Origin of the sequence: Methylobacterium sp. B1 (genome assembly GCF_000333255.1) — a bacterium.
Lineage (GTDB): Bacteria > Pseudomonadota > Alphaproteobacteria > Rhizobiales > Beijerinckiaceae > Methylobacterium > Methylobacterium fujisawaense.
The window spans coordinates 22,067-33,613 of sequence record NZ_BACT01000830.1 but is presented as its reverse complement, the minus strand read 5'-3'; the positions used below and the strand labels follow the sequence as shown (position 1 = coordinate 33,613).

The following is an 11,547-nucleotide window of genomic DNA, read 5'->3' as shown; positions in this document are numbered from 1 at the left end:
TGATTGACCAGCACCTCCACGGGGGCGACGTCGCGGAAATCGCGCAGGTAGGCGAGTTCCTCGGCGGTGGAGACGTGCAGGATATGGGTCGCCCGGCCGGTCTTCCGCGCCAGCGCCATGAGGCGGCGCGTGCCCAGGAAGGCGCATTCCGGGTCGCGCCATTCCATGTGGGTCCGGTACGGCTGGCCCCGGCTGAACAGCGGCTTGCGGGCCTGGAGCCGGTCCTCGTCCTCGCTGTGGAAGGCCATGCGCCGGTGGCCGGCGCGCATGGCGCGTTCGAGATGCGCGTCGTCCTCGATCATCAGCGCCGCCGTGGAGCTGCCGGCGAAGACCTTGACGGCGCAGACGCCCGGCGCGCGCTCCAGCGCGGCGAGCGCGTCGATATTGGCCTTCGTGCCGGCCACGTAGAGGCCGATGTCGCACCAGCTCCGGCCCGCAACGTAGTCGCGCTTCCACGCGAGGCGCTCGGTATCGGCAATCGGCGGGACGGTGTTGGGCATGTCGAACAGGGTGGCGATCCCGCCCAGCACCGCGGCCCGCGTGCCGGTCTCGATCGTCTCCACCGCCGGGTCGCCGGGGTCGCGCAGGTGGACGTGGCTGTCGATCAGGCCGGGCAGGACGTGCAGGCCCGCGGCGTCGATCACCGCCTCCGCGGTCGCGCCGGCCGGGGTCGCGAGGACCGCGATGCGCCCGTCGCGGATGCCGAGATCGATCGCCTCGGTGCCCCAGGGCGTCACGCAGGTGCCGCCGCGGATCAGCAGGTCGTAGTGCATCGCCGGTGTCTCCCTACAGGTCCGCCCGGAGCAGGACCGCCCCGAGGGCCGCCGCCACCGCCTGCTGGCAGGGCTCGACGACCGGACACCCGACCGCCCGCTCGACGGCGGCCCGGTGCAGCGCCATGCCGGCGCAGCCGAGCACGATGACGTCGGCGCCGTCGCGCGCGACCAGGGTCCGGGCCGCCGCGATCAGGCGGTCGCGGATCGCCTCCCCCGCCGTCTCGTCGGCCCGGGCCTCCACGGGCCGGCTGCCGGCATAGCGTTCGCCGAGGCCCATCTGGCGGACCATCCGGCGCTGGCGCCGCACGCTGCCCTCCGAGAGGGCGACGATGCCGAAGCGCTCGCCGAGGGTGAGCGACCGGAGGAGGCCCCACTCGGCGATCCCCATCACGGGCCTGCCGCCGGCGACCTCGCGGGCCGTATGCAGGCCGGGGTCGCTGAAGCAGGCGATGACGAAGGCGTCCGCCGGATCCTCCGCGATGCGCCGGGCCAGCGGCATCACCACGGAATCCGCGTCCTGCTGGGTCGCGATGCCCGCCGGCCCCTCGGGCAGGTCCGTCACCGCGATGACGGGGCCGCCGGCCAGGCGCAGCGGCGTCAGCGCCGCGTCGATGGCGGCCGTCACCGCCCGGGATGCGTTCGGGTTGATGACCAGGATGCGCGCGGGTCCGGTGGTGCCGCGATGATGCATGCCGCCTCCTGCGGAACCGACGCGCGGGCCTGCCGCTGACGACAGTGGCCCGCGCGATGCGAAACTCGGGCCGCGCTGCGCCGCGATGCCGGCCCGATCGGGCACCGATCTTGCCCGCCTCGTCGGCGCAAGAGCGAGGGTATCGATGCACGACGAAGCTGCGGACAAGGATGCTGCGGACAAGAGCGCCGGCGCCACCCTGGTGACGGGGCCCCGGTGGGTCGTCGCCTGGGATCCCGACAGCGGCGGCCACGTCTACCGCACCGGCGCGGACGTGGTGTTCGAGGACGGCGTCCTGATCCATGTCGGTCCGTAGCCTGACCGCCTGGCTTTGGACCGGGCTGATGGAGAGGATCAGCCAGGACCGAAGGAGCTGGGACACGAAGCGAGGTCAGAAGACGAGCGCGGAGCAGGTCGTGCTGACGTTGCGCCAGATCGAGGTGCAGACAGCCCAGGTCGAGAGTTTGGCGTTGGCGTGCAAGGAGGCGGAGATCTCCGAGCAGAGCTACTATCGCTGGCGCAAGGAGTACGGCGGCTTGCAGGTCGACTAGGCGCGGAAGATGAAGGATCTGAAGCGCGAGAACGCTTGGTTGCGGCGGCTTGTGGCGGACCTGTCCCTGGAAAAGCAGGTGCTGGCGGACGTCGCCTCGGGAAATTTGTAGCCCCCGAGCGACGTCGGCAGGCAGTGGCGGCGATCCAGGAGAAATTCGGCCTCTCGGAACGTCACGCCTGCCGGATCGTCGGTCAGCACCGCGGCAGGCAACGCTACGTGCCCACCGTGTTGGCCGACGAGGATGAGCTGACCCGCGCCATCATCGCCCTGGCGTCCGAGTACGGGCGCTACGGCTACCGCCGCGTCACCGCGCTGTTGAGACCAGACGGCTGGCGGGTCGGCAAGGATTGGGTCCAGCGCATCTGGTGTCGTGAGGGGCTCAAGGTCCCCCGGAAGCACCGCCCGCGCAGCCGGCTCTGGTTCAACGACGGCTCGTGCGTGCGGCTGCGGCCGCTTTACCGCAATCACGTCTGGAGCTTCGACTTCGTGCAGGCTCAAACGCACGACGGCCGGAGCCAGCGCATCCTGACGCGGATCGACGAGCTTAGCCGGGCGTCCCTTGCGCTGAAGGTGGCGCGGCGCATCAACAGCGTCGGCGTGATCGAGGCGCTGGCCGACGCCATGTGCCTGCACGGCCTCCCGGAGCACATCCGCTGCGACAATGGCCCAGAGATGATCTCGAAGCCGCTGCGCAGGTGGGTCACCAAGGCCGGCTCGCAGATCCAGTACATCGCGCCAGGATTCCCGTGGGAGAACGGGTACTGCGAGAGCTTCAACGGCAGGCTTCGTGACGAGTGCCTACGCTAGGAGATCTTCTACTCGCTGCAGGAGGCGCAGATCGAGGTCGGGCTGTGGCAAACCACCTACAATCGCGTCCGACCGCATTCGTCGCTGGACTATCGGCCGCCCGCGCCCGTCAGCTACCCGGATCTCGCCTTCCCGCTACCCATGACCGCGGCCATGCAGGAGCCTCTCACTCGGCCCGGTCCAAAATACCGGTCAGGTCAGGCGGCTTTACCCCGAATGAGTTCGCAGCCCGGCCCCGCCAGGACCAGAATCAAAACGGACTCTGGTTACGAACGAGGGCGTTCCGGCGCAGGGTCACCAGCTTCTAAGTCGCCTCGACAGAAAAAGGTATCGGACTCGAAGTAGAAGCCTAGCGGGGGTGTTGCTCCCGCGAGCGGGCCGCGAAATCCGAGCCGATAGACGCCATGGGCCGACTTGGCCGCCCTCGCGCCGGGGGAGGCCCGTAGCCCCGCTGCGCAGACGGTCGCCGTCGCCAGTGTTCGCCAGGTTCTCGACATGATAAAAACTCCGCAAGACTTTGCCTGCGGCAAACCTGCCATGCGTCCCAACCTTTTCCCACGGATCTTGGTGGTCTTGCAACAGTTAATGCAACACTATTGTTAGCATGCAACTCAACGGGACGAATCGGCGAGGCAAGTCCAATCGGAACGGCATAAATCGAGCACGCTTCCGGGCCGAGTCCGGACTGCTGTCCCATTCAATCAAGCTGCCATGCGCAGACTTGCTACCCTGCTGCGCTGCGATCCTGAGCAGGCATTCTCGTTGACCCGCGTCTAGGAGCGCGCGATGTCAGGCGCTTCTTTTCTCTGTCGGCGAACGGTGTCGTCGGATGCATCGCTGGGCATGGTCTTTGTGCCGGGCGGCACCTTCCGGATGGGCTCGGATCGGCATTACCCAGAAGAGGCTCCGGTCCACCGGGTCACCGTCGACGGCTTCTGGATCGATCGTACCCCAGTCACGAACGCCCAGTTCCGCGCTTTCGTACGGGCTACCGGCTACGTGACCTTGGCCGAACGAAAACCTGATCCGAAAGACTATCCCGGCGCGCTGCCGCACATGTTGCAGGCCGGCTCGCTGGTGTTCAAGCCGCCGAAGGGACCCGTCGACCTGCGGGGTGGGGGCGCTTGGTGGCGCTTCAAGTTCGGCGTGCCCTGGCGCCGGCCCTACGGGCCAGGCTCCTCCATCGCCGGCCTCGACGAGCACCCGGTCGGCCACCTCGCCTACGCGGATGCCGGGTCTTATGCCGCCTGGGCCGGCAAGGACCGCCCGACCGAGGCCGAATGGGAGTATGCCGCGCGCGGCGGCCTTGACGGGGCGGAGTTCGCCTGGGGGGACGAACTCACACCGGGTGGGCGCCACATGGCCAACACTTGGCAAGGCGACTTCCCACACGAGAACCGCGCGGAGGACGGCTACGAGAGAACCTCGCCGGTCACCGCCTTCCCGCCGAACGGCTACGGGCTGCACGACATGATCGGCAATGTCTGGGAGTGGACGGCCGACTTCTTCGCGCCGCGACACTCCGAAGACGCCGTGAAGACTTGCTGCGTCCCTGAGAACCCTCGGGGCGGGCGCGAGGACAGGAGCTACGACCCCAGCCAGCCTGCGATCCGCATGCCCCGCCGCGTGGTCAAGGGTGGCTCGCACCTGTGCGCGCCGAACTACTGCCGACGCTACCGGCCAGCCGCACGCCATCCGCAGCCGGTCGACAGCTCCACTAGCCACATCGGCTTCCGGTGCATCGCGCGAGAGAGGGGGCATCCATGAATTCTGACCATGTCCGCGAGAGAAATCCGGCCGATCTGCACGTCGACGGAGGCCTGAACCGCCGCAACATGCTTCTCACCGGGACATCGGCCCTCGCCACAGCCGCGCTGGTCTCGGCTGCCTCAACCACATCCGCACAGGCCCAATCACAACCCCAGCAGCAACCAGCGTCTGAGCGAAGGCCGAACATCCTCGTCATCATGGGCGACGACATCGGAATCTGGAACATTGGCGCCTATCACCGCGGCATGATGGCCGGACGGACACCTCACCTCGACCGGATCGCCGCCGAGGGCATGTTGTTTACCGACTATTACGCGGAGGCGAGCTGCACGGCGGGCCGTGCGGCCTTCATCACAGGCGAGCTGCCTATCCGCACCGGCATGACCACAGTCGGCCAAGCTGGTGCCTCCATCGGCATTCCGGCAGAGGCTGTGACCATCGCCACGGCGCTGAAAGGCATGGGCTACACCACTGGCCAGTTCGGCAAGAACCATCTCGGCGACAAGAACGAGTTCCTGCCGACGGTGCACGGCTTCGATGAATTCTTCGGCTATCTTTACCACCTCGACGCTATGGAAGACCCGGCCCACCCCGCTTACCCGCAGGACCTGCTGAACAGGGTTGGCCCGCGCAACATGATCCACTCGTGGGCGACGAACGTCGATGATCCTACCGAAGACCCGCGCTGGGGCAGGGTCGGCAAGCAGCGGATCGAGGATGCCGGAACGCTCTACCCAAAGCGGATGGAGACCGTGGACGAAGAGATCCGTGACCTAGCCCTCGGGTTCATCGACAAAGCTATGGCCGACGGCAAGCCGTTCTTCGTCTGGCTCAACCCAACGCGTATGCACGTCACCACACACCTGTCACCGAAGTACCAGGGTATGCGCAACTCCCAGAACGGCTGGAGCATCCAGGAAGCCGGCATGGCGCAGCTCGACGACGTCGTGGGCGCGGTGATGAAGAAGCTGACGGATCTTGGGATCGACAACAACACCATCGTGGTTTTCACGACGGACAACGGTACGGAGGTCTTCACCTGGCCTGACGGCGGTCAGACACCGTTCGCGCAGTCCAAGGGTACGGTCATGGAAGGTGGCTTTCGCGCGCCCGCTCTGATCCGCTGGCCTGGCAAGGTGCCAGCCGGCAAGGTCGAGAATGGCGTCATATCCGGTCTCGACTGGTTCGCGACGCTTGTAGCGGCAGCGGGTGACCCAAACATCGTTGAGGAGCTGAAGAAGGGCAAGCAGATCGGCGACCGGACCTACAAGGTGCATCTGGACGGCTACAACCAGCTGGACATGCTCACCGGCAAGGGCCCGTCCAAGCGTAACGAAGTCTGGTATTTCGGCGAGAGCGAACTGGGGGCTGTCCGGATCGGCGACTACAAGTACCGCTTCATCGACCAGCCCCGCGGATGGGTGGGGGACAAGTCCAAGCCCGACATCCCCTACATTACAAACTTGCGGCTCGATCCCTTCGAGCGCACGGGCTGGCCGGACGATGGGACGAAAACCGGGGCGCAGAACTACATGAGCTGGTTCCTGTACGAGTTCTGGCGCTACGTTTTCGTTCAGCAAGAGGTGGAGAAGCTGGCCATGACGGCCGTTGAGTTCCCGCCGATGCAAAAGGGTGCGAGCTTTAACCTCGAAGCTGTGAAGGCGAGGATCCAGGCTGCCAGGTCGGCAATGGCGAAATGAGCTCGGCTGCCAGCGGCAGAAGAACCGATTTCTGCGGCGTTTGATCCATTCAGCTTTCGTGCTGCTCAGGGAGCATCGGTCGGCCTTGCATCTTCCATCTGTCGTTCCGATGAGAGAGTCTGAAGGTCTGCATCTGGAGCAGCTTGGACCGAAAGGCTAAGCCGCTACGAAGGCTGCGTCAGTCTTCTGAACGGTAGAATTAGGAGCATCACCGCCAGAGATGTGGAGGAACATAGGTCCGCTTCCGAGAGCTGCACGGCCACGCGTGAACGACTGCATTGGGTCGATAAGAGGCCGTCCGCTTCTCTGGCCAGCCTTCTCCAAAGCGGTCGTTCCTCTTTCGGCCATGCCCTGCTGGCGCCGATAACCTCCGAGCGTCTCAGATGGGTGGTTTTCCGCCGGTCTGCTTCGGGGATGAAAACCCTCCGAAGCGGACATGCCGAAATCGACGTAGCGAAATTAGATTTGGCGCATTCCACCATCGACGCACAGTTCGGCCCCCGCGACAAAGCTCGCCTCGTCGCTCAGTAGGAACAGTGTGGCTGCAGCCACTTCCTCAGGACGCGCCATGCGGCCGAGCGGGATCGGGGCGATCAGCGCGGCCCGCCCCTCCTCCGGCACGCTCGCCATCATGGCGGTGTCGGTCGGACCGGGGGCGACCACGTTCACGCGGATGCCCTGTGGGGCCAGTTCCGCTGTCCACGTGCGCGCGTAGGAGCGCAGGGCCGCTTTCGTGGCGGCGTAAGTTCCGTAGGGCGTCACCCCCATGACGTCGGCGATCGAACCGACCAGCACCACCGCCGCGCCCCGCCCCATCGCGCTGAGCGCCGCCTGCAACCCGAAGACAGCCCCACGGACGTTGACCGCAAAGTGTCGGTCGAAATGCTCGGGCGTCCCGTCGCGCAGGGTCGCCGGTTCCGAGATGCCTGCGTTGAGGACCAGCGCGTCGATCCGACCATACCTCTCCATCACTGCGGCCACGACGCGTTGCAAGTCCTCCTGAAGGGCTGCATCTGCCACGAGACCCTGCGCGTCGCGTCCGATCCTCGCAGCGGCTACTTCGACGTCCTCGGCGCGCCGTCCGGTGAGGACGACCGACGCGCCCTCGATCGCCAACCGCTCGGCGATAGCAAAGCCGATACCCTTCGCCCCGCCGACCACGAGAGCAACCTTGTCCACCATGCGAGCCATCTGAGCATCCCTCCAAACGCGATGCCTCAGGAGATACAGAGCGTATATCTGCTATCAAGAACGCACCTAGGGTAGCCTAGATATGGCCGACGATACCGATCTCGATGCCGCATCGGAGTGCGCGCTCGCCAACATGGCGCGGGTCCGCCCGGTGTTGGACAAGATTGCCGACAAGTGGACGATCTTGATCCTCACGGTGCTTTGCCCACGGCCGTCACGGTTCAACGCCATCAAGCGGCGGCTTGATGGCATCACGCACAAGGCGTTGGCGGACGCGTTGAAAAGGCTGGAGCGCAACGGCCTGGTGACCCGGACGGTGCTTCCGACCGCACCCATCGGCGTCGAGTATGCGATCACCCCACTCGGACATTCGCTACGCCAGCCCTTCGAGGCGCTCTGCGCCTGGGCGCTCCACAACAGTGCGGCGATTGAGGCGGCCAACCACGAGCACGGCAGCATCAAAACGAAGCCGTGAGAGCCCGTCTGCTTTTGGCTCCGCAGTTGTCGAACTGCGGCGTGTCATCGGGGTCGGTTGCGGGGGCGCCGCTCAGGGTGGAAAGGCGACAGTCGGCTTTTTGGAAGAGAATGCAGAAAAGCAGACAAGGGAACGTGGATAGAGTGCGCCTGAGGCGCGAGCCGGACCGTCACCTAAGGCCCGCGATCAAGGGAGTGGCCGCCGCGACCATCAGCAGCGCCGTCGTCCCGTGAATGCTCAGTGCGCAACCGGCTGAATTACGTGCGGCCAGGATCAGCGCCATGTCGCCTGCGGGGATCATCGCCTCGATCAGAAGGACGACGCCAAGAAGTCGTGGCTCACCCGACACCATCAAGGACAGCACCACCAACCCGGAGACGACGTCGCGCACGCCTTTAAGGCGCAGCCACCACGCGACGTTCACCCCCGCCTCGGGCAGCGGTAGGCCAAAGCTGTGCATCGCAGCCCTAGGATCTGACAGATAAAAGGCCGATGGCGATGATCCCGAGCGCGGCCAGTGCCGCGATGCCTGTCGAAACCCAGTACATCCGCATCTCCCGGCCTTGCGATGCTACGGGGCATCCCAAAGGATCATGCGGTGCAGATACCGGGGACCTCCATCTTGCGGAACAGGTGCGGGCTGGCGGTCGCGCTTGCGGGATAGTTGCCTAACTCGGCCTGAAATTCCGGATTTCCGAACGCAGCGCGGAAGTGCCCGACAGACTGCCACACCGCGTAGTTCAGGAAGACGTGGCTTCCCGCGATGCCGCGGTGCAGCTGGGTCGAGATAAAGCCCGGCTGGCACTTCATCACCGCCGCGTCCCGACCCCAAGCCGCCAGCAGCGCGTCCGTGTCCTCGGGGGGCACGGTGAACGTGTTGATCAGAACGACGGGATTGCCGTCGTCCTCCTTCAGTTGATCGCCGACCGAGACCGCAGCATCCATCTCGACAAACTTGATCATGACTCGGCTTCCTCCGTGACGCGGATCTGGTCGGATGCGGCGTGTTCGGTATGACCCGCCATACTATCGAGGCGCTGCTGCAGCGCGCGCAGGGTGTGGGCGGCCGCCTCGATATCCTCGGGGTCGAGCCCGTCCGTGACCCACGTCGCCCAGCGGGCCTGACGCCGCATGGCGGTGGCGTAGGCTGCCTGTCCCCGCTCTGTCAGCGCCACGAGGCCAGCGCGGCGGTGGTGCGGATTGGGATCAAGACGTACGAGACCATCGGCGCACATCTCGTTGACGACCCGCTGCACCGCTTGCCGGGAGAGTCCCATGTTGCGGGCGACGTGGGCCACTGGCAGTGGCACCGGCGACAGGGCGACCGCACCCAACACCTGCCAGCGCGCGCTGCTGAGCCCGAGGTCGCCGACCAAGGCGTCGCCGGCCGTCAACAGGTCGCCGTTCAATCGAAATACCTCCAGGACGAGGCTCGACAAAGCCTGCGTGAGGCGGGCGGCGCGCATACCGTTTGGACTGGATCGTCTCATCAGACCAGCATCCGCCAACGCCAATGGCAAGTCAATACGACATCATGCTGTCGATACGAGGGGGGGGCGGGTGGCGCTATTGCTGCACGCTCTGCGCCTCCGCGCACAGCAAGCTCAGTGAAGCTGAATCTGTTGGATGCGCTGGAACCCCACTGCCGCGAGGATCGTTCCGAGGAGACAAAATGACAATATGTTGTCGATTATACAACCGGATCGTGCTCACCTCGCATATAGCATTGAGCGCTGGTCCCTCACCTCAAAAGTCGAGCTTGCCATGTCGAACACCGCCTACGAGATCGCATCACTCAATTCTGGAGGTATCCCGTACGACGCTGAGGTCATCGTCGTCGGGGCCGGCCCGGTCGGTTTGACGACCGCCTGCGCCCTGCGCCATCACGGTGTCGAGTGCATGATCCTAGAGATGCGCACCGAGAAGATGGCCTACTCTCGGGCCAACAACCTGTGGGCCCGGCCGCAGGAGTTATTGGCGAGCGTCGGGCTACGGGACGTGCTTGCCGAGCAGGCCTATGCCATCCACACCGTCAACTTCTTTGTCAACGGAACCGCCACCACCCCCATCGTCATCGACGATGTCGCGAGTCCCTATCGGCAGGTGCTCTACAGCGGGCAGGACGTCATCGAGACCACGCTGATCGACATCTTCGAGAACCGCGGCGGTCGGATCGAGCGCGGCTGCGAGGTGGTCGATGTCACCCAGGACGACACGGGCGTCACCCTCACCTTCCGGCGAGGCGAGGATGGTCCGTTGGAGACGCGTCGATGCCGCTACCTCGTAGCTGCCGACGGTGCCAAGAGCACGGTACGCCCGCTGCTCGGACTGGACTTCGAGACGACGAAGCTCCCGCGCCGCATGAATCGGCAAGTGGACGCGAAGCTGTCCTGGCGACGCTCGGGCGAGCCCGACCAGCTCTGGTTCTTCTACTACGAGCGCGGCTTCTGCGGCGTGATGCCGGTCTGGGGCGGCTACCACAGGCTGTTCTTCCTGGCCGACGATGCCGGCGTGCCCGACCGCGATCCGACCCTCGACGAGATCCAGGAAGTCGCCCGGGAAGTCACCGGCGACGAGACTTTGACGCTCTCCGACCCGCAGTGGCTCACCCACAGCCGCTTCCAGTATGGCGTCACCTCGACATACGCCAAGGGTCGGGTGTTCCTGGCCGGTGACGCCGGGCACCTGTCCCTGCCCATCGGCGGGCAAGGCATGAACGCCGGGCTGCACGACGCGGTCGAGGTCGCATGGCGGCTCGCCATGACCCTGCGCGGCGAGGCCGGCCCGGCGGTCCTGAACTCGTACAGCGACGAGCGCGGTGCCGAGCACGCCCGGCTCAGCGCGCAGCAGGCCAAGGGGTTCGACCGCACGGTCTACCGCGGGCCGGTCACCGACGCGGCGCTGAGCCTCGTCGCCAAGGCGCTGCCGGGCATCGGCTCGGTGATGCAGGGCACGGACGACTTGCAGCAGTTGGCCGTCAGCTACCCGAAGAGCCCATTGAACGAGGATCATCTCACGGGCCTGGGGACCGGCTGACCGGGCGCGGGGCGCGGTCGGGCGAGCGCGCCCCGGAGGCCGAGGTGGTGTGTGCGGGGCGGACGACGTCGCTGTTTCCGTACCTGTACAACCCGGATGGGCATACGACGGGCTGGGCGCTGCTGTGCTTCGACGGGCATTCGCCGGATGCAGTTCCATCGCTGCGGGCTGCCATCGAGGCGATAGCCCCGTGGAAGACCGTACGGCCGCGCCTCGTGCTGGCCGGACCGCTGTGCGTGGCCGGCGACGCACCCGTGCTGTCGGACCTCGACCGCAAGGCGCACGCCGCCTACGGGCTCGTCGGACGGCCATCACTGGTGCTGGTGCGCCCGGACGGCCACATCGCCTTCCGCGGGCGGGCAGACCGACCAGATCAGCTGACGACGTACTGCAGCCGGGTGTTCGGCACCGAAACGGGAGCGGCATCGTGAGCGTCATCGATCGATCCCTTACCGGGGCCTCCGTCATCGTGACGGGGGCGGCCACCGGGATCGGCGGCGCCGTGGCCGAGCGACTGGCCCGGGCCGGCGCTTCCATTTGTGTCAACA

At 66.2% G+C, this 11,547-nt stretch carries 12 protein-coding genes and 1 pseudogene; 7 read left to right on the top strand and 6 right to left on the bottom strand.

Features of this window, described 5'->3' with window-relative positions:
- Both I53_RS24085 and I53_RS24080 read right to left on the bottom strand, forming a co-directional pair.
- Positions 1 to 773 (bottom strand): amidohydrolase family protein (locus I53_RS24085; RefSeq protein ID WP_043355455.1); only part of this gene is annotated, 773 nt, incomplete at its 3' end.
- A gap of 13 nt (positions 774 to 786) precedes the next feature.
- On the bottom strand, positions 787 to 1,467 hold the full coding sequence (locus I53_RS24080; RefSeq protein WP_043355454.1) for an aspartate/glutamate racemase family protein: 681 nt from the start codon (positions 1,465 to 1,467) through the stop codon (positions 787 to 789).
- Between the two features lie 145 nt (positions 1,468 to 1,612).
- On the opposite strand from I53_RS24080, the gene I53_RS32750 reads away from it, so the two are divergent.
- The 4 genes and pseudogenes from I53_RS32750 to I53_RS24060 all read left to right on the top strand — a co-directional run bounded on the left by I53_RS32750 (position 1,613) and on the right by I53_RS24060 (position 6,297).
- Positions 1,613 to 1,783, top strand: a complete 171-nt coding sequence (locus tag I53_RS32750; RefSeq protein ID WP_251982435.1) for a hypothetical protein — start codon at positions 1,613 to 1,615, stop codon at positions 1,781 to 1,783.
- Between the two features lie 28 nt (positions 1,784 to 1,811).
- Positions 1,812 to 2,986: pseudogene (locus tag I53_RS31790) on the top strand (IS3 family transposase); the annotation flags it as partial.
- Positions 2,987 to 3,613: 627 nt separating this feature from the next.
- Complete coding sequence (locus I53_RS24065) at positions 3,614 to 4,594, top strand: formylglycine-generating enzyme family protein (protein WP_043355452.1); 981 nt, start codon at positions 3,614 to 3,616, stop codon at positions 4,592 to 4,594.
- A gap of 68 nt (positions 4,595 to 4,662) precedes the next feature.
- Positions 4,663 to 6,297 (top strand): arylsulfatase, encoded by a 1,635-nt coding sequence (locus I53_RS24060; protein ID WP_251982436.1) that lies wholly within the window; start codon positions 4,663 to 4,665, stop codon positions 6,295 to 6,297.
- A gap of 459 nt (positions 6,298 to 6,756) precedes the next feature.
- On the opposite strand, the gene I53_RS24055 is transcribed toward I53_RS24060, so the two are convergent.
- Entirely contained in the window at positions 6,757 to 7,488 is a 732-nt protein-coding gene (locus I53_RS24055; RefSeq protein WP_043355451.1) for an SDR family oxidoreductase, read from the bottom strand.
- Positions 7,489 to 7,570: 82 nt separating this feature from the next.
- Here I53_RS24055 and I53_RS24050 point away from each other — a divergent pair, with 82 nt between their 5' ends.
- Entirely contained in the window at positions 7,571 to 7,963 is a 393-nt protein-coding gene (locus I53_RS24050) for a helix-turn-helix domain-containing protein (protein WP_043355449.1), read from the top strand.
- 169 nt (positions 7,964 to 8,132) lie between these two features.
- Here I53_RS24050 and I53_RS24045 read toward each other — a convergent pair whose 3' ends face one another.
- The 3 genes from I53_RS24045 to I53_RS24035 form a co-directional block, all read right to left on the bottom strand.
- The gene (locus tag I53_RS24045; RefSeq protein WP_306307449.1) at positions 8,133 to 8,423 is read right to left on the bottom strand and encodes a DUF4267 domain-containing protein; all 291 of its coding nucleotides are present in this window, start codon (positions 8,421 to 8,423) and stop codon (positions 8,133 to 8,135) included.
- A gap of 131 nt (positions 8,424 to 8,554) precedes the next feature.
- Positions 8,555 to 8,926 carry an antibiotic biosynthesis monooxygenase family protein gene (locus I53_RS24040; RefSeq protein WP_043355447.1) on the bottom strand — a complete coding sequence of 124 codons (372 nt, stop codon included), beginning with the start codon at positions 8,924 to 8,926 and terminating at the stop codon, positions 8,555 to 8,557.
- Entirely contained in the window at positions 8,923 to 9,429 is a 507-nt protein-coding gene (locus I53_RS24035; RefSeq protein WP_085987701.1) for a helix-turn-helix domain-containing protein, read from the bottom strand. Before I53_RS24035 ends, I53_RS24040 begins: the two co-directional genes overlap by 4 nt.
- A gap of 298 nt (positions 9,430 to 9,727) precedes the next feature.
- Here I53_RS24035 and I53_RS24030 point away from each other — a divergent pair, with 298 nt between their 5' ends.
- Positions 9,728 to 10,999: an FAD-dependent monooxygenase gene (locus tag I53_RS24030; protein WP_251982434.1), complete on the top strand. Its 1,272-nt coding sequence runs from the start codon at positions 9,728 to 9,730 to the stop codon at positions 10,997 to 10,999.
- A 44-nt stretch (positions 11,000 to 11,043) separates the two neighbouring features.
- Positions 11,044 to 11,430, top strand: a complete 387-nt coding sequence (locus I53_RS35460) for a hypothetical protein (RefSeq protein WP_251982433.1) — start codon at positions 11,044 to 11,046, stop codon at positions 11,428 to 11,430.
- The last annotated feature ends 117 nt before the right edge of the window (positions 11,431 to 11,547 follow it).